This is a genomic window from Elioraea sp., assembly GCF_022842375.1.
GTDB lineage: Bacteria > Pseudomonadota > Alphaproteobacteria > Acetobacterales > Acetobacteraceae > Elioraea_A.
Genome location: NZ_JALHPR010000006.1, coordinates 107670 through 127198 on the forward strand (window position 1 = coordinate 107670; position 19529 = coordinate 127198).

At 70.7% G+C, this 19529-nt stretch carries 20 protein-coding genes, 1 tRNA gene and 1 pseudogene; 17 read left to right on the forward strand and 5 right to left on the reverse strand.

Annotated elements, in window-relative coordinates; all coding sequences use genetic code 11:
• Positions 1–4: 4 nt before the first annotated feature.
• Positions 5–1345, reverse strand: coding sequence for a bifunctional UDP-N-acetylglucosamine diphosphorylase/glucosamine-1-phosphate N-acetyltransferase GlmU (gene glmU, locus Q0C38_RS07680; protein WP_291296487.1), 1341 nt, complete (start codon positions 1343–1345; stop codon positions 5–7).
• A gap of 118 nt (positions 1346–1463) precedes the next feature.
• Between glmU and Q0C38_RS07685 the strand changes: the two genes are divergently transcribed.
• The 5 genes and pseudogenes from Q0C38_RS07685 (at position 1464) to Q0C38_RS07700 (ending at position 5086) form a co-directional block, all read left to right on the forward strand.
• Complete coding sequence (locus tag Q0C38_RS07685) at positions 1464–2144, forward strand: HAD-IA family hydrolase (RefSeq protein ID WP_291296488.1); 681 nt, start codon at positions 1464–1466, stop codon at positions 2142–2144.
• Positions 2145–2197: 53 nt separating this feature from the next.
• A complete protein-coding gene (locus Q0C38_RS07690; protein WP_291296489.1) occupies positions 2198–2650 on the forward strand; it encodes a molybdenum cofactor biosynthesis protein MoaE in 453 nt (150 codons plus the stop codon).
• Complete coding sequence (locus Q0C38_RS07695; protein ID WP_291296490.1) at positions 2650–4068, forward strand: hypothetical protein; 1419 nt, start codon at positions 2650–2652, stop codon at positions 4066–4068. The genes Q0C38_RS07690 and Q0C38_RS07695 overlap by 1 nt, the downstream gene beginning before the upstream one ends.
• Positions 4069–4141: 73 nt before the next feature.
• Positions 4142–4243 (forward strand): annotated as a pseudogene (locus Q0C38_RS23245) (Trm112 family protein); the annotation flags it as partial.
• A 12-nt stretch (positions 4244–4255) separates the two neighbouring features.
• Complete coding sequence (locus tag Q0C38_RS07700) at positions 4256–5086, forward strand: class I SAM-dependent methyltransferase (protein ID WP_291296491.1); 831 nt, start codon at positions 4256–4258, stop codon at positions 5084–5086.
• A 35-nt stretch (positions 5087–5121) separates the two neighbouring features.
• Here the strand turns inward: Q0C38_RS07700 and Q0C38_RS07705 are convergent, their stop codons facing one another.
• Positions 5122–5985, reverse strand: coding sequence for a DUF3108 domain-containing protein (locus tag Q0C38_RS07705; protein WP_291296492.1), 864 nt, complete (start codon positions 5983–5985; stop codon positions 5122–5124).
• Between the two features lie 198 nt (positions 5986–6183).
• On the opposite strand from Q0C38_RS07705, the gene Q0C38_RS07710 reads away from it, so the two are divergent.
• Together Q0C38_RS07710 and Q0C38_RS07715 are read left to right on the forward strand one after the other, a co-directional pair.
• Positions 6184–7119: a PEP-CTERM sorting domain-containing protein gene (locus tag Q0C38_RS07710; protein ID WP_291296493.1), complete on the forward strand. Its 936-nt coding sequence runs from the start codon at positions 6184–6186 to the stop codon at positions 7117–7119.
• A 17-nt stretch (positions 7120–7136) separates the two neighbouring features.
• Positions 7137–7211: transfer RNA gene (locus Q0C38_RS07715), tRNA-Val, on the forward strand.
• 10 nt (positions 7212–7221) lie between these two features.
• On the opposite strand, the gene cysK is transcribed toward Q0C38_RS07715, so the two are convergent.
• Entirely contained in the window at positions 7222–8181 is a 960-nt protein-coding gene (cysK, locus tag Q0C38_RS07720; RefSeq protein ID WP_291296494.1) for a cysteine synthase A, read from the reverse strand.
• A 65-nt stretch (positions 8182–8246) separates the two neighbouring features.
• On the opposite strand from cysK, the gene Q0C38_RS07725 reads away from it, so the two are divergent.
• A complete protein-coding gene (locus Q0C38_RS07725) occupies positions 8247–8687 on the forward strand; it encodes an Rrf2 family transcriptional regulator (RefSeq protein ID WP_291296495.1) in 441 nt (146 codons plus the stop codon).
• Between the two features lie 96 nt (positions 8688–8783).
• Complete coding sequence (locus Q0C38_RS07730; RefSeq protein WP_291296496.1) at positions 8784–9437, forward strand: peroxiredoxin; 654 nt, start codon at positions 8784–8786, stop codon at positions 9435–9437.
• A 106-nt stretch (positions 9438–9543) separates the two neighbouring features.
• Here the strand turns inward: Q0C38_RS07730 and cobA are convergent, their stop codons facing one another.
• Positions 9544–10329, reverse strand: a complete 786-nt coding sequence (cobA, locus tag Q0C38_RS07735; protein ID WP_291296497.1) for a uroporphyrinogen-III C-methyltransferase — start codon at positions 10327–10329, stop codon at positions 9544–9546.
• Positions 10330–10399: 70 nt separating this feature from the next.
• Between cobA and Q0C38_RS07740 the strand changes: the two genes are divergently transcribed.
• From Q0C38_RS07740 to Q0C38_RS07775, 8 genes are all read left to right on the forward strand, one after another.
• Positions 10400–12109: an NADPH-dependent assimilatory sulfite reductase hemoprotein subunit gene (locus Q0C38_RS07740; RefSeq protein ID WP_291296498.1), complete on the forward strand. Its 1710-nt coding sequence runs from the start codon at positions 10400–10402 to the stop codon at positions 12107–12109.
• An 82-nt stretch (positions 12110–12191) separates the two neighbouring features.
• Positions 12192–13172, forward strand: coding sequence for a tripartite tricarboxylate transporter substrate binding protein (locus tag Q0C38_RS07745; RefSeq protein WP_291296499.1), 981 nt, complete (start codon positions 12192–12194; stop codon positions 13170–13172).
• A gap of 3 nt (positions 13173–13175) precedes the next feature.
• A complete protein-coding gene (locus tag Q0C38_RS07750) occupies positions 13176–13826 on the forward strand; it encodes a bifunctional precorrin-2 dehydrogenase/sirohydrochlorin ferrochelatase (RefSeq protein WP_291296500.1) in 651 nt (216 codons plus the stop codon).
• 39 nt (positions 13827–13865) lie between these two features.
• Positions 13866–15233 (forward strand): ethanolamine ammonia-lyase subunit EutB, encoded by a 1368-nt coding sequence (locus tag Q0C38_RS07755; protein WP_291296501.1) that lies wholly within the window; start codon positions 13866–13868, stop codon positions 15231–15233.
• On the forward strand, positions 15226–15969 hold the full coding sequence (gene eutC, locus Q0C38_RS07760; protein WP_291296502.1) for an ethanolamine ammonia-lyase subunit EutC: 744 nt from the start codon (positions 15226–15228) through the stop codon (positions 15967–15969). Before Q0C38_RS07755 ends, eutC begins: the two co-directional genes overlap by 8 nt.
• A 96-nt stretch (positions 15970–16065) precedes the next feature.
• Positions 16066–17052 (forward strand): tripartite tricarboxylate transporter substrate binding protein, encoded by a 987-nt coding sequence (locus tag Q0C38_RS07765; RefSeq protein ID WP_291296503.1) that lies wholly within the window; start codon positions 16066–16068, stop codon positions 17050–17052.
• 34 nt (positions 17053–17086) lie between these two features.
• Positions 17087–17557: a tripartite tricarboxylate transporter TctB family protein gene (locus tag Q0C38_RS07770; RefSeq protein WP_291296504.1), complete on the forward strand. Its 471-nt coding sequence runs from the start codon at positions 17087–17089 to the stop codon at positions 17555–17557.
• Between the two features lie 13 nt (positions 17558–17570).
• Complete coding sequence (locus tag Q0C38_RS07775; RefSeq protein ID WP_291296505.1) at positions 17571–19073, forward strand: tripartite tricarboxylate transporter permease; 1503 nt, start codon at positions 17571–17573, stop codon at positions 19071–19073.
• A 3-nt stretch (positions 19074–19076) separates the two neighbouring features.
• On the opposite strand, the gene Q0C38_RS07780 is transcribed toward Q0C38_RS07775, so the two are convergent.
• Positions 19077–19526, reverse strand: a complete 450-nt coding sequence (locus Q0C38_RS07780) for a MaoC family dehydratase (RefSeq protein ID WP_291296506.1) — start codon at positions 19524–19526, stop codon at positions 19077–19079.
• Positions 19527–19529: the final 3 nt, after the last annotated feature.

The following is a 19529-nucleotide window of genomic DNA, read 5'->3' on the forward strand; positions in this document are numbered from 1 at the left end:
GCAATCAGCCCTCCTTGCGCGCTTTCGCGGCAGCGCGGAAGCGCGCCGCGTGCCCAGGCTTTTCAGTCTGACGCGCGCGGGCAAGCGCCAGTGCGTCAGCCGTCACATCCTCGGTGATCGTGCTGCCAGCCGCCACGATCGCTCCCTCGCCCACCGTGACGGGAGCGACGAGGGCCGTGTTGGAGCCGATGAAGGCGCTGGCACCGATCACCGTGCGGTGCTTGCCGACGCCATCGTAGTTGCAGGTGATCGTTCCGGCACCGATATTCGCGCCCCGCCCGATCGTCGCATCACCCAGGTAGGAGAGATGGTTGGCCTTCGCCCCCGGGCCAAGCGTGGTGTTCTTGAGCTCGACGAAATTGCCGACATGCGCGCCGGCGCCGACATCCGCCCCCGGCCTGAGCCGCGCATAGGGCCCGACCGTCGCCCCCTCGCCCACCTGCGCGCCCTCGAGGTGACTGAAACTGAGGACCGTGGCCCCGGAGGCAACGCGCACGCCAGGGCCGAACACGACATGGGGGTGGATGGTGACATCGGTGCCGAGCACCGTGTCGGCGGCGAGGAAAACCGTCTCGGGTGCGACGAGTGTCGCCCCGCCCGCCATCGCCGCCGCCCGCAACCGCCGCTGCAACGCCGCTTCGGCGGCGGCGAGCTCGGCGCGCGAGTTGATGCCGAGCACCTCGTCGGCCGGCGCCTCGGCGACCGCGACCGTCAGGCCATCGGCACGGGCCAGGGCCACGATATCGGTGAGGTAGTACTCGCCCTTGGCGTTGGCATTGCCCACGGCCTTCAGCCAGCGGCGCATGTCGGCGGCCGGCGCGCAGAAGAGGCCCGCGTTGCAGAGGCCGATCGCGCGTTCGGCGGCCGTCGCGTCGTTGAACTCGATGATCCGGTCGACCGACCCGTCCGGGCCGAGCACCACGCGGCCATACTGCGCCGGATCGGATGGCGTGAAGCCGAGCAGCGCCAGCCCCGCCCCAGCCTCGGCCCGGCGCCTGACCATGGCGGCGAGCGTGGCGGCCGAGACCAGCGGCACGTCACCGTAGAGGATGATCGCCTCGCCGCCGGTGGCGGCCAGCGCCTCGTCGGCCATCAGCGCGGCATGGGCGGTGCCGAGCCGGTCAGCCTGCACCACCACGGCATGGGGTGCGGCGACCTCGCGCATCGGCGCGAAGGACGGCTCCGGCCCCGCGACGACGACGATTCGCGAGAACCCCGCTGCCTCGCAGGCATCAAGCAGGAGGCGCACCATCGGCCGGCCGCCAAGCCGGTGCAACGGCTTCGGCACGGCACTCCTGAGCCGTGTGCCAAGCCCTGCGGCAAGGATGATGGCGAGCTGATCCATCGGTTGTGCGCGTTCCTGCACTTGCACGGGGCACGGTTCTGCCCGGCACGGGCCCCCCTGTCAAAGCAGGGCCCCGTCACGCATTGTGTCGCCGAGCAACATGGATAAAGGTTCAAGAATGCGACGAGCTGTCTGCCTCGACCTCGATGGAACGCTGATCGACAGCGCACCCGACATCGCCGCCGCGTTGAACCGCCGGCTTGCGGCCTCCGGCCTCGGCCCGCTCAGCCTGGCCGCGATCACCCGGATGATCGGCGATGGCGCGAAGGTGTTGCTGACGCGCGGCTTCGCCGCCGCCGGGCGCCCGATCAGCGGGCCTGCGCTCGATGACGAGGCCGCCGCCTACATCGCCGACTATGAGCGGAACGCGCTGATCGAGACACGCCCCTACCCCGGCGTGCCGGAGACGCTCGCGGCACTGGCCGATGCCGGGCATGCGCTGGCCGTCGTCACCAACAAGCCGGCGGAGGCGACGCGGATCGTGCTCGACGCGCTGGGGCTTGCCGGGATGTTCGCAACCGTCGCGGGCGGCGACAGCTTCCCCGTGCGCAAGCCCGACCCTGGCCACCTGCTCGGCGCTCTCGCTGCCCTCGACATCCCGTCCAGCCGGGCCGTCATGGTGGGCGATCACCGCAACGACCTGCTGGCCGCGCGCGGGGCGGGGATCGCCTCCGTCTACGCCGCCTTCGGCTATGGCGAGGAAGACCACGCGGCGCTCGGCGCGATCGCGGCCATCGACCGGTTCGCCGACCTGCCGGGCGTGCTCACAACCCTGTTCGCCGCCCCCGTGCGGGCTTGAGCGGCGGCGGAGGAGGCCGCATCTCTGGCCTGACGGAACCGGGGAGGAGTGGGATGACGCCCACCGTGCGCGTCCAGGAGGAGCGCTTCGACATCGCGGCAGAGACAGCGGCACTCAGCGCCGGCCGCCACGATGTCGGCGGCGTCGCGAGCTTCATCGGCATCGCGCGCAGCGATGACGGCCTCTCCCGCATGGTGCTCGAGCACTACCCCGGCATGACCGAGCGTGCGATCGGCCGGATCGCCGCGGAGGCCGCGGAACGCTGGCCGCTCACGGGCGTGACGGTGATCCACCGCGTCGGCCCTCTCGTGCCCGGGGAGCCGATCGTGCTCGTGCTCGCCGCATCGCGCCACCGCACCGCCGCGCTCGAGGCGTGTGCCTTCCTGATCGACTGGCTGAAAACCAAGGCACCGTTCTGGAAGCGCGAGGAGTTCGCCACGGGCGAGAGCCGCTGGGTCGAGGCGCGGGAGAGCGACGAGGCAGCCGCGGCGCGCTGGGGGCGCTGATGGCGTCGCGCATCCAGGCACTCGCCGCCATCGCGGCCGGCGCGGCGCTGCTGGTCTGGCCCGCGATCGTCAATGGCTACCCGATCCTGTTCAGCGACACCGGTGCCTTCCTCGCCCAGAGCCTCGTGCCGCTGATGATCTGGGACAAGCCCTGGGTCTACGGCCCGCTGCTGCACCTGTTCCACTGGCGCATCACCCTCTGGCTGCCGCTCGTCGCGCAGGGGCTGATGATGTCGCACCTCCTCTGGCTCACAGGACGGGTCGTGTGGGGGGCGCGGCCGCTGGCCCACGTGGCGCTCACGACCTTCGCGGCCGCCGTTACCACCGCACCCTTCACCATCGCGCTGCTGATGCCCGATGTGTTCACCGCCGCGGTCGTGCTCGCGCTGTTCCTGCTCGGCTTCGGGGCCGACAGGCTCGGGCGGTGGGAGATGCTCTGGGCAGGGGCGGTGGCGACGCTCGGGATCGCGGCGCACCTCTCGCACCTGCCGGTGGCTGCCGCCGTCATCGCCATGGGCATCCTGCTCCGGCGGAAGCTTCGCCCCGCGCTGCGCATGACGGCCCCGCTCGCGGCCGCGCTCCTGCTGCTGCTCGGCACCAATCTCGTGGGCCACGAGCGGCTCTCGCTGTCTCCGCACGGCTCGACGTTCCTGCTCGCGAGATTGCAGGCCGATGGGCCTGCCGCACGCACCATCGCCGCCCTTTGCCCCGATCGCGGCTGGTATCTCTGTGACTTCACCGCGTGGATGCCGATGGACAGCGATCTGTTCCTCTGGGAACGCAGCAGCCCGGTGAACCGCGACGCGGCGGGCAATGACCGGTTCCTCGGCGGCGCGCTGCTCTCGGCCGAGGCGCGGGAGATCGTGCGCGAGACGATCGCCCGCGAGCCCGCGGCGGTCGCCCGCGCGATGGTGGCGAACACGCTGCGCCAGGCGGTCACGGCCGGCGCCGGCGACGTGATCGCCCAGCCCTGGTCCGATATCGACAACGCGACGGGAAGCAGGATCAGGGAGTTCTTCCCGGCAGCGGAAGCTGAACGCTATGCCGCCTCGCGCCAGGCTGACCGCAGCCTTCCCGGCATCGTCTCCCCCCTCGCCTGGGTGCATGCGCCGGTTCTGGCTGGCGGCGTGCTGCTGGCGTTCTACGCTGGGTGGCGAAGCTTCCGTCGCGGCGATATCCGGAGCCTGGCACTCGTTCTGGTCGTGCTCACCGCCGCTGGCGCCAATGCCTTCGCCGCCGGGGCGCTGTCGAAGCCGCACCACCGCTACCAGGCCCGGATCGCCTGGCTCATCCCCGTCGTGGCGGTCATCGCGCTGCTTCCGGCGCCGGTGCCTGGACACGGTCACGTCCCGTTTAGCCGTCCTGCCTATCGCGGTGGCAAGGGGCAACGGCAGCGTGGAGCGGACAGCGAAGCTTGAGCAGGTTATGTCGGCCCTGCAATGATACCGTACGTAGTGGCAGCGGGAGAACATCGCCTTGGCCGATGAGGGTGTGGCGGCAGGCGCGGATTTCTGGTGTCCCACCTGCCATGGCGGGCCGCTTGCAACGGGGGGCAGCGAACTCGTCTGCCACGCCTGCGGCCGGCGATACCCTGTCGTCAGGGGCGTGCCGATTCTCATCAACGACGAGAACAGCGTCTTCGCGATCGACGACTATCGGTCCGCCGGCGCCTATCAGGGTGTCTCCTACGGCGAGGCGTCGGACCCGCATGGCGGCCTTCGTGGCCGCTATCGGCGTGCCGTGCATCGGCTCGCGGAGTACGAGATCAGCCGCAGGACGCTGGATGTCGAGCGCGCACTGCACGACTTCTGCGCGGCGCGTGCCGAGCGGCCCCGTGTGCTGGTCATTGGCGCGGGCAACTGCCGCTACCAGGATGCGGCGGAGTTCCACTACACCGATGTCGCGTTCTCCGACGGCGTGAACGCGATCGCCGACGCCCACGACCTGCCCTTTGCCGATGGGACGTTCGACTTCGTCATCGCCATCGCCGTGCTCGAGCATGTGGCCGATCCGGCGCGCGTGGTGGGCGAGGTCTGGCGGGTGCTGAAGCCGGACGGACGCGTCTTTGCCGAGACGCCATTCCTCCAGCCCGTGCACATGGGGGCTTATGACTTCACCCGATTCACGCCGCTCGGCCACCAGCGCCTCTTCCGGCGCTTCTCGGAGATCGAGAGCGGGATCGCACGCGGCCCCGCAGCGGCGTCTGCCTGGTCGCTGAAAATGGTGCTGTCGAACCTCCACCCGTCGCGGCGGTTCCGGAGCGTGATGTCGCTCGTGGCGCTGCTCCTCAGCATTCCGATCAAGCAGCTCGACCGCATGCTGGTGCGGAACGCTGGTTCGCTTGACGGTGCGGGCGGCGTGTTCTTCTACGGCGCAAGGCAGGAGAGGACGATCCCGGACCGCGAGATCATCACGCTCTATCGCGGCGGTTTTTGATCGCGCGCGACCGGCGCCCCCGTGACACCGCCAAGTCAGCGGCGCTCGGTCTGCCGCGCCGGCAGGGCGAGCACGCCCGGGGCGGCACGTGTCATGTGAAGGTAGACGGTACCCCAGTTGCTGTCGGCCTCGATCCGCACGGGGATGATCGGCAGGCCGGCGCCTGGGCTTGCGAACCACGCCGTGCCGCCGCGGGGCTTGGAGGCCTCCGCGCGGTCAGCCTCCTTCCAGAACCCCGCCACCTGGCGGCCCTCGAACCGGCAGCGCAGCGCGGGGCCCGAGAAGCCGCTCCAGCGATTGGCCGCGAGCATCTCGTTCCCGTCGGTCACGGCGGTGAAGTCGCTGCGCCGGCGGCCGTCGAACACCTGGGCGCTGCCATCGCAACGCCCCGTGGCAGCAGCCTGGCGCACCAGGGCGGCCAGGGCGGTCAGCGTATCCACCGTGCCGCGCTGCAACTCCGTCGGCACCGGCTCCCGCTCATCCTGGTTGGCGGGCAGAAGCGCCAGGACCTCGGGCTGCCCACCCGTCCAGCTCATCGAGACGCGGCGCGGCGTGTCGCGCCAGCGCCCTTCCATCGAGAAGCGCTGCGGGGCCAGCGCCAGCGGCGTCGCTGCCGGCTGCACGCGGCCTTCCACTACCGTGGTGGTCTCGCCGCGCACGAAGGTGGAAAGCAGGCCGGCGGTGCGCATGGTCGAGGCGACGCGATAGGCCTCGGGGCCGAGCTCGATCGAGGCATCGAGCGTCATCATCGTGAAGCCCGACCAGTAGGCGGTGTAGCTCGCCTGCACCGGACCTGACATCACGGCGCCGGCGGGACTGGCGAGCGGCGTGTTCGCCCGCCCCTCACCCGCCAGCGGCAAAGCGATCAACGAGAGGGAGACGAGGAGGATGCTGCGCATGCGTTTCGATATGCAATGGCGGCATGCCGGCGCAAGGGCATTCGGGCCGGGACTGCCGGATTGGGGAAGCACCACGCGGATGTGACATCCGCAACACCGCACGCGAAATGCGCGTGATGCGTGTTGTTTCGTGGTTGCGACGCGGTACAGTTGTGGGCAACCATCACAACTCACGACATTGTGTGCAGGGTAACCGTGATGGAGTTCCGTTCGTTGAGACACGTCTCATCAGTCCTGCTCGCCGCCGCCTGGCTGGGCACGCCCGCCCTCGCCCCAGCCCCAGCCAGCGCGGCCGCGATCGCCGAGATCGGCCAGGCCTTCATCGGCCTCCGCCTCGGCGACGGGATCATCGCTGGCAGCTTCGTCACCCCAGGCCCGGGCGAGATCGCCCTCTCGCTCGCCGCCGCACCGCCGACCGTCACCACCGCGACGACGGGTGACGGCGCGGTGAGCCATGCAACGGTGATCGACACACACCCTGGCCGCGCCGGTGCAGGCGTGACGGCAGCGGCGCGCGTCACCGACCAGGGCACAGCCCTGCTCGACCTCGCCGTCACGCTGACCGCGACGCTCAGGAACGACGGCGCCCGCAGCTTCGACGCCCTGCTGGTGATGCTCGCCTTCAGCGCCGTGACGCCGACCGGCGGCCCTGTCCTCGGCGCCGCCCTGTCGGGCCTCGGCGCGCCCTTCACCACCTCGGGCCAAACCATCGCGCTGGCCTTCGACACGACGCGCGAGGCTGCCCGCGCCGCCTCGCGGCTCGGCGGCCCTCAGGCCAGCGATGCCCATGCCTGCACGACCGAGGCGGCAGGCTCGCCAGGCGGGGCGATCGTGGTCGACACACTGCCCTCGGCAGGCCGCGCCTGCGGCGTCGGCAGCGCCAACGTCTCGGAGGACTTCCTGCTGCTCGCCGATTTCGACCCGGGCGAGACGCGTGAGTTCTCCTGGAGCATCGGCATCACGGTGGAAGCCTTCACGATCGACGCGATCACGGCGGTGCCGGAGCCTGCGACGCTCGCCCTGCTCGCCGCCGGGCTGCTCGGCCTCGGCGCTGCCAGGGTCGGCGCTGCCAGGGTCGGCCCGGCCCGGGCCGGGCGGCGCCGCTGCTTGACAGCAGATACCCGCGCCTCCTAAGACCCGCGGCCTTGGATGGGCGCGTAGCTCAGCGGGAGAGCATCGCCTTCACACGGCGGGGGTCGTAGGTTCAATCCCTACCGCGCCCACCATCCAACACCCTCAGTCGAGAGCGGCGAAGAGCGGCGTCGAGAGATAACGCTCGGCGAAGGATGCGCATATCACCACCACGCGCCTGCCCGCCATTGCCGGCTCCCGCGCGATGCGAAGCCCCGCGGCGAGTGCGGCGCCTGAGCTGATGCCGCAGGCGATGCCATCGGTGCGCGCGACGCGCCGCGCGGTGGCGATGGCCTCTGCCTCGGCGACGCGCTCGACCTGGTCGAGCAGCGTCGCGTCGAGGACGGTGGGAACGAAGCCCGCGCCGATGCCCTGGATGCCGTGCGGCGCAGGCCCATCGCCCGACAGCACGGCGCTCTCGTCAGGCTCCACCCCGATGATGCGAAGCCCGGGCCTGCGCGGCTTCAGCGCACGCGCAATGCCGGTCAGCGTGCCGCCCGTGCCGATGCCGCCGACGATGGCATCGACCTCACCGGCCGTGTCGGCCCAGATCTCCTCGGCCGTGGTCGCCTCGTGGATCGCTGGGTTGGCCGGGTTGTCGAACTGCCGCGGCATCACCGCCCCGGGCGTTGCCGCGACGATCGCCTCGGCGCGGGCGATCGCACCTGCCATGCCCTCGCGCGACGGCGTCTCGACCACCTCGGCCCCGAGCAGCCTGAGCATCCGCCGCCGCGCCTCCGACGCCCCCTCCGGCATGGTGACTACCAGGCGATAGCCGCGCGCGGCAGCGACGAAGGCGAGCGCGATGCCGGTGTTGCCCGACGTCGGCTCGACCAGCGTTCCCTGGCCGGGGCGGATGGTTCCCGCCTCCTCCGCCGCCAGCACCATGGCGAGCCCGATCCGGTCCTTCACCGAGCCGAGCGGGTTGAAGAACTCGAGCTTCAGCACGAGGTCGGCCGCCAGCGCTTCGGATGCCGCCAGCCGCGGCGCGCGCACCAGCGGCGTGCGGCCGATCGTATCGAGGATGCTGTCGTGGATGCGGGAAACCTGGGATGGACCGTCCATGCCGGATGGAATACCACGACGGGGAAGCGTAGTTTAGTCCCCTCAACGGGCCTGGAGGCGGTGCGATGCTGGATGCGGGCGGCAGGGAGGCAATCGCGGTGGCCGCGGTGGTGGACGTCGCGCTGCACGGTGCCGCAGGCCCCGTCGGCGGGGCGGCAATCGCGGAACGGCTCGGCCAGAACCCGCGCGGGCTCGAACCGCTGCTGCAGGCGCTCAGCCGTGCCGGCATCCTGGCGTCGAGCAGGGGCAGGCGCGGCGGGTATCGCCTCGCTCGGGCGCGGCGCGACATCTCCGCCGGGGCAATCCTCCGTGCGCTGGCCGAGGGAGATGCCCCGGGCGAGGCGCTCCCCGCCCTCGTCACTGCCGCCGTGGCTCCCGCGTGGCTGGAGGCGCGCGAGGCAGCGCTGGCGCGCCTCGATGCCGTGACGATCGAGGCGCTGGCCCGCAAGGCCACCGCCGCCGGTCTCGCGCCGAAGCCGGATGTCCCCATCACTTATGCAATCTGAGCTTTTCTGAAACCCACGTCTGCACGGCGTTTTTATTTGAACGCGTGCGCCGGCCATGCGTCCATGCTCTCCCGAACCCACGAGGGATCACACGCCATGTCCATCCAGCTCGGCCAGATCGCGCCCGACTTCACCCAGGAGAGCAGCGAGGGGCCGATCAGCTTCCACGCCTGGCTCGGCCAGTCCTGGGGCGTGCTGTTCAGCCACCCGAAGGACTTCACCCCTGTCTGCACCACCGAACTCGCCGAGGCAGCGCGGCTGAAGCCTGAGTTCGACCGCCGGGGCGTGAAGATCATCGGCCTCTCCGTCGATACCGGCGAGCGCCATGCCGGCTGGGCCGCCGACATCGCCGAGACGCAGGGCCAGGCCCTGAACTTCCCCGTCATCGCCGACGCCGACCGCTCGGTCTCGACGCTCTACGGCATGATCCACCCGGAGGCCGACCCGACCGTGACGGTGCGGACGGTGTTCGTGATCGACCCGGCGAAGAAGGTGCGGCTGACCCTCACCTACCCGCCCGCCACGGGGCGGAACTTCACCGAGGTGCTGCGGGTGATCGACAGCCTGCAGCTGACCGATGCGTTCAAGGTCGCCACCCCGGTGAACTGGCAGCCGGGCGAGGAGGTGATCATCGTGCCGTCGCTGTCGGACGAGGAAGCGGCGAAGCGTTTCCCCAACGGCTGGAATGCGCTGAAGCCCTATCTGCGCCTGGTTCCTGACCCGTCCGGGCCGAAGAAGGCGGCTGAGTAGCAGCGCTGGCGGGCGGCTCAGCCGCCCGCCAGCACCGCGATCCCGCCGAGGATCGCAATGAAGATCGCCGCGCGCAGAGCGAGCGCAAGCAGCTCTCGCCCCGCTGTCATCGCGCGACCGCCGCATGCTTCGGCACCGCCATCCCGGCCGCCAGGGTCGCTGCGAGACCCACCACCTCGCCGATCACCACGAGTGCGGGCGAGCCGATCGACGCGCGTCGTGCCGCGAGCGTCGCCGCGCCGAGCGTCGTCGTCAGCGTCTCCTGGTTCGGCAGCGAGGCCCGGGAGATCACCGCCACGGGCGTCGCCGGATCACGCCCGGCCGCGATCAGCCGCACCGCCAGCGCATCGAGCGTGGTGAGCGCCATGAACGCGACCAACGTCGGCGCACCATGGGCGATCGCGGCCCAGTCGAGCCCTTCCGGCAGCCCGCCCTGCTCGTCATGACCCGTCAGGAACGTCACGGCCGACGCCATGCCACGGTGCGTCACCGGAATGCCGGCAAGGGCAGGGCCAGCGGTACCGGCCGACAAGCCGGGGATGATCTCGAACGGGATGCCGGCCTCGGCGAGCGCCAGCGCCTCCTCCCCGCCACGGCCGAACACGAAGGGGTCGCCGCCCTTCAGCCGCACCACGCGCCGCCCCGCCCGCGCATGCGCGACGAGCAGCGCGCTGATCCGTGCCTGCGGCAGCGAGGGCGCGGCCTTGCGCTTGCCGACGGCCATGATCTCCGACCCACGCCGCGCATGGGCCAGCGCCGCGCGGCCGGCCAGCGCGTCATGCAGCACCACGTCGGCCTGGCCGAGCGCGTGCACCGCCTTGAGCGTGAGGAGGGCGGGATCGCCGGGGCCAGCGCCGACGAGCCAGACGGATCCAGGGGCGAAACGCTGCATGAGCCGATCATGACGCCGATCCGTATCGTGTAAAGAAAAAACTTGCGCTGTTGATCTGTGGTTTTTATGAATGCCTCCTAAGCCACGGAGAACCAGCGTGTCGGGCATCGAGGGCGTGAAGGCAGCGAGCAGGGGCCTGCGTGGCGACATCGCCACGGAGCTCGCCGACGCCACGACGCCGCAGGTGACCGAGGCCACCTATGGGCTTTTGAAATTCCACGGCACCTACGAGCAGCATGACCGTGACACCGCCACCGCGCTCAAGCAGGCGGGCCAGGAGAAGGACTGGCAGTTCATGGTCCGCGTCCGCATCCCGGCGGGCAGGCTCACGGCGGCGCAGTACCTCGCGCTCGATGACCTGGCCGACCGGCACGGCAACGGCACGCTCCGCATCACCACGCGCCAGACCATCCAGTTCCACGGCATCGCCAAGCGTGACCTGCGCGAGACCATCGCCGCGGTCGATGCGACCCTGCTGACGACCTTCGCCACCTGCGGCGATGTCGCGCGCAACGTCATGGCGACGGCAGCCCCGGTGAAGGACGGCGTGCATGCGATGCTGGAGGAGAGCGCGCGCATGCTCTCGGCCGCGCTGCTGCCCCGAACGCGCGCCCACCACGCCATCTTCGTTGCGGGCGAGGACGACGGCACCGAGGGCGAGGAGGAGCCGCTGTACGGCGCCACCTACCTGCCGCGGAAGTTCAAGATCGGCCTCGCGCACCCTGCCGACAACAGCATCGACGTCCTTGCCAACGACCTCGGCCTGATCGCCGAGGTCACGGGTGAGGCGATCACGGGCTGGATCGTCTGCGTCGGCGGCGGGCACGGGATGACGCACAACAAGCCGCGCACCTATCCGCGGCTCGCCACCCCGGTCGGACGCGTCGACCACGCCGATCTGCTCGCCGCCGTCGAGGCCGTCATCAGGCTCTCGCGCGACTTCGGCGACCGCAGCGACCGCAAGCGCGCGCGCCTCAAATACGTCATCGACGACATGGGCCTCGATTGGGTGAAGGATCGGCTCGCGGAACGGTTCGGCAGGCGGATGGACGAGCCGCCCGCGCTGCCGACGCTTGCCATCCCCGATCATCTCGGCTGGCACGCGCAGGGCGACGGGCGCTGGTGGCTCGGCCTTCCCGTGCCGTCGGGCCGCATCGCCGATCTGGGACAGGTGAAGCTCCGCGCCGCGCTGCGCCCGGTCATCGCGCGGTTCGGTCTCTCGCCGATCCTGACGCCGCAGCAGGACATCCTGCTCGCCGACGTCGCGGAGGCGGATCGCGGTGCCGTCGAACGCTCGCTCCGCTCCCTCGGCGTGGAATTCGCCGAGGATCGCAGCCCGCTCGCGCGCTGGGCGCTCGCCTGCCCCGCGCTCCCCACCTGCGGCCTGGCACTGGCGGAAGCAGAGCGTGTGCGCGAGCCGATGATCGGCGCGATCGAGGCGGCACTCGCCCGCCACGGGCTTCTGGATGAGCGGATCAGCGTGCGCATCACCGGCTGCCCGAATGGCTGCGCCAGGCCCTATGCCGGCGACATCGGCATCGTCGGCCGCATGCCGGGCCACTACGCTCTGCATGTCGGCGGCGATTTCGAAGGAACGCGGCTGTCCTACATGCTGCATGACAAGGTGAAGGAAGCGGCGGTCGCCGATGCGCTCGCGCCACTCTTCGCCGCCTTCGCGGCGTTGCGGTACAGCAACGAAGGCTTCGGCGATTTCTGCCACCGCCTCGGCCGCGATGCGCTGCTCGCCCTTCCCGGCCCCACGAAGCTGGCGGCCGATTGATGCGCCCCCTCCCTCCTCCTGCACGGCGATGTCGGCGCGGCTGACCGCGCGCCGCATCCATCCCCCACGCAGGAGACACGACATGACCACCATCACACGCCGCGCCGCGCTGGCCTCCGCCGCCTCGGCCCTCGTCTCTGCCGCCACCGCGCGCCGCGCCACCGCGCAGGCCGCGTGGCCGTCGCGACCGCTCAAGCTCATCGTCCCCGTCGCCCCGGGCGGCAGCCAGGACGTGGTGGCCCGCCACTGGGCGCGGGCGGTGTCGGAGCGCATCGGACATGCGATCACCATCGAGAACGTTCCGGGCGGCGGCTCGACGATCGGCTATGCAGCCGCCGCACGCGCGGCCCCTGATGGCCATACGCTGCTTGCGGGCGCAGATTCACTGTCGATCGTCGGCACGCTCGCGCCACGCCTGGCCTTCGACCCGCTCGGCTTCGCCCCCGTGCACCGCACCGTGCGCGTGCCCCAGATCCTCGTCGTCAGGGCCGATCATCCGGCGCGCGACCTCGCAGCCTGGCTCGCGCTCCCCCGGGCGAAGGGCGCCTCTGTCGGCACGCCGGGAACGGGGCAGCTCTCGCACCTGCTGACGGCACAGCTCGCCGCCGAGAGCGGGGCCGAGCTCACGCATGTCTCCTATCGCGGCGGGCCGCTCGCGCTGAACGACCTTCTCGCCGGCCACCTCGACGGCGTGATGATCAACATCGGCGCCGTCACCGAGCATGTGCGCGCGGGAAGGCTGCGTGGCCTTGCCGTCAGCCCAGCCGCACGCAGCACGGCGCTGCCCGACGTGCCGACGCTCACCGAAGCCGGATTCGGCGCGCTCACCGCCGTCGGCTGGCACGGCATCGTCGCCCCCCATGGCACCGATCCGACGATCCTTGCGAAGCTCAACGCCGCAAGCCGCGACGCCGTCCGTGAGCCAGGGCTGGTCGAGCGCCTCGCCGCCCTCGGCGTCGAGCCGACCGACGAGGGGCCGGAGGCCCTGGCCGACGCGATCCGCGAGGATGCCGTGCGCTACGGCGCGATCATCCGTCGCTTCAACATCGTCGCGGAGGGCTGAGCGATGCGCCCTCCCGCTCTTCTGCCGCTTGCCTTCGATCTCACCGCCGCGCGCGTCGGCATCGTCGGGCGCGACCGCCAGGCGCTGAACCGCCTCCGTCTCGTCGAGGCGGCGGGCGTACGCGACATCGCCGTGTGGTCCGACGCGCCCTCACCGGCGCTCGCCGACGCAGCGACACGCTGGCTCCGCCCCAGCCTGCCGAGACCTGACGAGATCGCGGGCGTGAAGCTGCTCTTCGTGTGCGACCTTGCGGAGGAGGAGGCCGCCCCGCTTGCCGCCACCGCGCGGCGCATCGGCGTTCTCGTCAATGTCGAGGACGTGCCGAAATTCTGTGACGTGCATGTTCCCGCCATCGTCCGTCGCGGCGACCTGACGCTGACGGTCTCGACCCGCGGCGCGGCACCTGGCCTCGCCGTGCAGATCCGTCGCGACCTCGAGGCCCGCTACGGCCCGGAATGGGACGGCCGCGTGGCCGAGATCGCGGCACTGCGCGCCGATCTCCGCCGCCAGGGCCTAACGCCGCCACGCGTCGCCGCGGCGATCGCTGCCACCGTCGCCGCGCGCGGCTGGCTCGGCAACGCACCGGCACCGCCGCCGCAGGCACTCGCCGCCGACGGCACGGTCCCCGCCTGGCCGACCATCTGCGCCTGGTAGGGGCTGGACAGCGGCGAGGCCCACGCGCCACCGTGGCGCATGGGCTTCGCGCACACGATCGGCGGCACACGCTTCGTCTTCGATGACCTCCGCACGCTCATGGCGCGCGCAACACCCTTCCGCTCGGGCGATGCGCTTGCCGGCGTGGCGGCAGGATCGGGGGCGGAGCGTGTCGCCGCGCAATGCGCCCTGGCCGATGTCCCCTTGCGCCACTTCCTCAGCGAAGCCGTCATCCCCTACGAGGCGGATGACGTCACCCGCCTGATCATCGACGGCCATGACGCACGCGCTTTCGCCCCCGTCTCACACCTCACCGTCGGCGGCTTCCGCGACTGGCTGCTGGGGAAGGCCGACACCGCCACGCTCACCGCCCTCGCACCAGGCCTGATGCCGGAAATGACCGCGGCGGTGGCCAAGATCATGCGGCTGGCCGATCTCGTCGCGGTCGCGGCACGGTGCAGCGTCGTCACGCGCTTCCGCAACACGCTCGGGCTGCCGGGAACGCTCTCGGTGCGCCTGCAGCCGAATGACCCGACCGATGATCCACGCGGCGTCGCCGCCGCGGTGCTCGATGGGCTGCTGCTGGGCGCCGGCGATGCCGTGATCGGCGTGAACCCGGCCACCGACAGTGTTTCGAATACGATACGGCTTCTCCAGCTGCTCGACGAGGTGCGCGCGCGCTACGACATCCCGACGCAGAGCTGCGTGCTCGCGCATGTGACGACGACGATGGCAGCGATCGCGGCCGGCGCGCCGGTCGATCTCGTGTTCCAGTCGATCGGCGGCACGCAAGGGGTCAACGAGAGCTTCGGCGTCTCGCTCTCCCTGCTCGCCGAGGCGCGGGATGCAGCGCTCGCACTCCGGCGCGGCACGGTGGGCTGCAACGTGATGTATTTCGAAACCGGCCAGGGCAGCGCGCTGTCGGCCGACGCGCATCACGGCGTCGACCAGCAGACGATCGAGGCCCGCGCCTACGCCGTCGCGCGTGCCTACGCCCCGCTGCTCGTCAACTCCGTCGTCGGCTTCATCGGCCCCGAGTATCTCGCCGACGGCAAGCAGATCACCCGCGCAGGCCTCGAGGATCATTTCTGCGGCAAGCTGCTCGGCCTGCCGATGGGGGTCGATGTCTGCTACACGAACCACGCCGAGGCCGACCAGGACGACATGGACGCGCTGCTCACCCTCCTCGGCGTTGCCGGCGTCACCTACGTCATGGGCGTTCCGGGGGCCGATGACGTGATGCTGAACTACCAGTCCACCAGCTTCCACGATGCGCTCGCGGTGCGCGCCGCACTCGGCAAGCGACCCGCCCCGGAATTCGTTGCGTGGCTGGACCGTGTCGGCATCGGCACCGATGGCGTGGCGATCCCCCCTGCCCTCTCGCCGACGCTGATCGGCCTTGGCTGATCCCCCCGCCGCCTGGCGCGACCTCCGCCGCTTCACCGCAGCACGCGTGGCACTCGGTCGCGCCGGGAACGCACTGCCCACGGCAGCGCATCTCGACTTCCAGGCCGCGCATGCGCTCGCCCGCGATGCCGTGCACGCGCGGCTCGATACGGCGGTGCTTGCGGCCGACCTCGGCGCCCTCGGGCTTGCCGTCTCGACCTGCCGGTCGCGTGCGCCGGACCGCGCGGCCTACCTGCTCCGCCCCGATCTCGGCCGGGTCGCTGACCCCGATGACCTCGCCGCCCTGCCGCGCGAGGGCGGCGTCGCGCTCGTGATCGGCGACGGGCTTTCGGCCACCGCGGCCGAGCGGCAAGCAGCACCGCTCGTCGCCGCCGCGCTGCCGATGCTCGCGGCGATCGGCGCGGCCCCGGTGCGTGCGGTGATCGCGACGATGGCGCGCGTCGCACTCGGCGATCACATCGGCGCAGCGCTGGGCGCGGAGGTGGTGATCGTGCTGATCGGCGAGCGGCCCGGGCTGTCAGCACCCGACAGCCTCGGCGCCTACATCACCTTCGCACCGCGGCCGGGGCGAACGGATGCGGAACGCAACTGCATCAGCAACATCCGCCCTGGCGGGCTCGGCTTCCCCGAGGCCGCCGCCACGCTCGCCTGGCTGGTCGGGCAGATGCGGGCGCGCGGCCTCTCGGGCGTGGCGCTGAAGGACGACAGGCCGGCAGGCGTGCCACGGATCGGCTGACAATTTCCCTTTCGCCCGGGCGCGGTTCCGGCAACACTCGCGCGCGAAACCCGGCCCAAGCCGGGGTGCAACATTTGCGAATGGGGAGAGAAACCGATGGTCCGTCGTCGCATCCTGCTTGCCGGCAGTGCCGGCATGCTCGCCGCGCCTGCATTGATTGGAACGGCCGCAGCGCAGGCACAGTGGTCGCCCAACCGGCCGATCACCTTCGTCGTTCCCTGGGGTGCCGGCGGCGGCACCGATGCCACCGCGCGCTTCGTCGCTGCCGCCCTCGAGAAGGAACTCGGCCAGCCTGTCAACGTGGTCAACCGCACCGGCGGGTCGGGCGTCGTCGGCCATTCCGCGATCGCCACCGCGCCGGCCGACGGCTTCACGATCGGCATGATCACGGTCGAGATCGGCATGATGCACTGGCAGGGGCTGACCGAGCTCAAGGGCACGAGCTACACCCCGCTCGCGCTCATGAACTCCGACCCGCCTGGCGTGCAGGTGAAGGGCGACAGCCCCTTCCAGAACGTCAAGGCGCTGGCCGATGCGATCAAGGCGAACCCGGGCCGGATGACGGCGTCGGGCACCGGCCAGGGCGGCATCTGGCACCTCGCCCTCGCGGGCTGGCTGCGGGCGATGGGCCTGCCGGGCGATGCGGTGCGCTGGGTGCCCTCGAACGGTGCGGCGCCCGCGATGCAGGACCTCGCGGCGGGCGGCGTCGACATCGTCACCTGCTCGGTGCCCGAGGCGCGCGCGATGATCGAGGCGAACCGGGCGAAGTCGCTCGCCATCATGGCGCCGGCGCGCAACCCGCAATTCCCGACCGTGCCGACGCTGAACGAAGAGCTCGGCATCAACTACACCGTCGCTGCCTGGCGGGGCATCGCGGGCCCGCGCAACCTGCCCGCGCCGGTCGTCGCGCGCATCGTGCCGCTGCTCGAGAAGATCTGGAACAGCAACGACTTCAAGACCTTCATGAACGCCCGCGGCTTCGGCATGACCTGGGCGGGACCGGCGGATTTCGCCAAGCACATGGCCGATGACGACAAGCAGATGGGCGAGGTGATGAAGGCCGTGGGCCTCGCCAAGGCATGAGGCAAGGCAACGCATCCGCACGGGGACGCCCCCCGTGCGGGTGAACGAGGCGGTGATCGGGGCGCTGCTGATCGGGCTCGCGCTTGCCGTGTTCTCGATCACCGCCTCCTTCCCGCGCATCCCCGGCCAGCCCTATGGGCCTGACCTGTTCCCCCGCGTGATCGCGGGGATGCTTGCACTCTCGGGCGTGCTGATGATCATCCGCGGCGTGGCGATCCGCCCGCGGCACCCGCTCGTCACGGTCGCAGACTGGGCGAGGAGCCCGCGCGCGGCAGGGGCGATCGCGCTGACGCTGGGTGCCATCGTCGCCTACATCCTCGTGTCCGACACGCTGGGCTTCGTGATCACCGCGACACTGATGCTCGCGGGGATGATGCTCTATCTCCGCGTCAGCGTGGTCACGACAGCGATCGCAGCGGTTGCAACCGCGCTGGTCGTCGAATACGCCTTCGGCAGCCTGATGCGCATTCCGCTGCCGCGCGGGCTTCTCGTGGTGTTTGCCTGATGGACGCTGTCTGATGGACGCAGTTGGGCAGGCCTTCGGGCTCATCCTCGATACGAACGTGCTGCTCACCATCCTCGGCAGCGCCGTGTTCGGCATTCTCGTCGGCGCCATTCCGGGCCTGACCGCGACGATGGCGACCGCGCTGCTGGTGCCGGTGACGTTCTTCATGCCCCCTGTGCCCGCGCTGGCCGCGATCGTAACGGCAACAGCGATGGCGATCTTCGCCGGCGACATCCCCTCGACGCTGCTGCGCATGCCGGGAACGCCCGCCTCCGCCGCCTATACGGACGAGGCCTTCGCGATGACGCGGAAGGGCCAGGCGGAACTGGCGCTTGGCGTCAACGTCGTGTTCTCGGCGGTGGGCGGGCTGTTCGGCACCGTCGTGCTGATGTTCGCAGCCCCTGTTCTCGCCGACCTGGCACTCGGCTTCTCGAGCTTCGAGTATTTCTGGCTGGCCTGCCTCGGGCTCACCTGCGGCGTCTTCATCGCCTCGCTCACCCCGCTCACGGCGATGGTCTCGCTCATGCTCGGGCTGATGGTCTCGACCGTGGGCTTTGACACCATCTCCGGCTTCCCGCGCTTCACCTTCGGCGTGACGGACCTGATGTCGGGCGTGAGCTTCATCCCCGCGATGATCGGCCTGTTCGCGGTGAGCGAGGTGCTGCGCGGCATGGCAGACCCTGAGAGCCAGGCGTCCCTGCCGCAGCAGCGCATCGGCAACGTGTTCCGGGGCCTCGGAACGGTCACGCGCCGCTACTGGCCGAACGCGCTCCGCGGCAACGCCATCGGCACCATCGTCGGCGCGCTGCCAGGGGCCGGGGCGGACATCGCGGCGTGGGTCGCCTACGCCATGTCGAAGAAGTTCTCGAAGGAGCCGGAGAAGTTCGGCACCGGGCATGTCGAGGGCATCGTCGATGCAACGAGTGCCAACAACGCAGCCCTCGGCGCGGCGTGGATCCCCGCACTGGTGTTCGGCATCCCGGGCGATTCGATCACCGCGATCGTGATCGGCGTCCTCTACATGAAGGGCATGAACCCGGGGCCGACCGTGTTCATCCAGAACCCGCAGCTGATCTATGCGGTGTTCATGGCCTTCATCGTCGCCAATATCCTCATGGTACCGCTCGGCCTCGCCGCGATCAGGGGCTCGACCTACATCCTGCGCGTGCCGCGTCGCGTGCTGCTCCCGATCATCCTGCTGTTCTGCATGGTGGGCAGCTTCGCCATCACCTCCTCGGTGTACGGCATCGTCATCATGCTTGCGGCCGGCGTGGTCGGCTGGATCATGGAGGAGAACGGCATCCCCGTCGCACCGGCCATCCTCGGCCTCGTGCTCGGCGAGATGCTGGAGCAGACCTTCATGACCAGCATGATCAAGTCGGAGGGCAACCTCGCCGCGTTCTTCGACCGCCCGCTCTCGACCGCGCTTGGCGTGCTGACGATCGCGGTCTGGCTGTTCGCTGGCGTGAGCGCGCTGATGCGGCTGATCCGCTCGCGGCGCGAGGTGACCGCGTAGGCCTCAGTCGCGGCAGCGGACCATGATGTTGCCGGTCCAGAGCATCACCACGTCGCCGTTCTGGTTCAACGTCTCGGTGCGTTGCTTGACGATGCCGCGATCGGGTTTTGACTGTGACCGCCGCGTCTCGAGAACGGTGAGCCGCACCGAAAGCGTATCGCCTGGCCTGACGGGGATGAACCAGCGCAACTCGTCGAGCCCCGGGCTGCCGAGGCCGTGGCGCGAGACGGCGTTGTCGGCGAGCATGCGCATAGAGAGGCTCGCGGTGTGCCAGCCGGACGCGATCAGCCCGCCATAGGGTGTCGCGCGCCCGCCCTCCTCGCTCAGGTGAAACGATTGCGGGTCGTAGTCACGCGCGAATGCGATGATTTCCTCGGCCGTCACGGTGCGCGCGCCGAAGGTCGCGACGTGGCCGACGATGTAGTCCTCGAAGGTGCGCTCGCGCAGGTCCATCGC

Excerpts from the sequence above, each read along its gene's own strand:
- glmU (WP_291296487.1), bottom strand. The coding sequence starts at position 1,345 with ATGGATCAGCTCGCCATCATCCTTGCCGCAGGGCTTGGCACACGGCTC.
- Q0C38_RS07685 (WP_291296488.1), top strand. The coding sequence starts at position 1,464 with ATGCGACGAGCTGTCTGCCTCGACCTCGATGGAACGCTGATCGACAGC.
- Q0C38_RS07690 (WP_291296489.1), top strand. The coding sequence starts at position 2,198 with ATGACGCCCACCGTGCGCGTCCAGGAGGAGCGCTTCGACATCGCGGCA.
- Q0C38_RS07695 (WP_291296490.1), top strand. The coding sequence starts at position 2,650 with ATGGCGTCGCGCATCCAGGCACTCGCCGCCATCGCGGCCGGCGCGGCG.
- Q0C38_RS07705 (WP_291296492.1), bottom strand. The coding sequence starts at position 5,985 with ATGCGCAGCATCCTCCTCGTCTCCCTCTCGTTGATCGCTTTGCCGCTG.
- Q0C38_RS07710 (WP_291296493.1), top strand. The coding sequence starts at position 6,184 with ATGGAGTTCCGTTCGTTGAGACACGTCTCATCAGTCCTGCTCGCCGCC.
- cysK (WP_291296494.1), bottom strand. The coding sequence starts at position 8,181 with ATGGACGGTCCATCCCAGGTTTCCCGCATCCACGACAGCATCCTCGAT.
- Q0C38_RS07725 (WP_291296495.1), top strand. The coding sequence starts at position 8,247 with ATGCTGGATGCGGGCGGCAGGGAGGCAATCGCGGTGGCCGCGGTGGTG.
- Q0C38_RS07730 (WP_291296496.1), top strand. The coding sequence starts at position 8,784 with ATGTCCATCCAGCTCGGCCAGATCGCGCCCGACTTCACCCAGGAGAGC.
- cobA (WP_291296497.1), bottom strand. The coding sequence starts at position 10,329 with ATGCAGCGTTTCGCCCCTGGATCCGTCTGGCTCGTCGGCGCTGGCCCC.
- Q0C38_RS07740 (WP_291296498.1), top strand. The coding sequence starts at position 10,400 with ATGCCTCCTAAGCCACGGAGAACCAGCGTGTCGGGCATCGAGGGCGTG.
- Q0C38_RS07745 (WP_291296499.1), top strand. The coding sequence starts at position 12,192 with ATGACCACCATCACACGCCGCGCCGCGCTGGCCTCCGCCGCCTCGGCC.
- Q0C38_RS07750 (WP_291296500.1), top strand. The coding sequence starts at position 13,176 with ATGCGCCCTCCCGCTCTTCTGCCGCTTGCCTTCGATCTCACCGCCGCG.
- Q0C38_RS07755 (WP_291296501.1), top strand. The coding sequence starts at position 13,866 with ATGGGCTTCGCGCACACGATCGGCGGCACACGCTTCGTCTTCGATGAC.
- Q0C38_RS07765 (WP_291296503.1), top strand. The coding sequence starts at position 16,066 with ATGGTCCGTCGTCGCATCCTGCTTGCCGGCAGTGCCGGCATGCTCGCC.
- Q0C38_RS07775 (WP_291296505.1), top strand. The coding sequence starts at position 17,571 with ATGGACGCAGTTGGGCAGGCCTTCGGGCTCATCCTCGATACGAACGTG.
- Q0C38_RS07780 (WP_291296506.1), bottom strand. The coding sequence starts at position 19,526 with ATGGACCTGCGCGAGCGCACCTTCGAGGACTACATCGTCGGCCACGTC.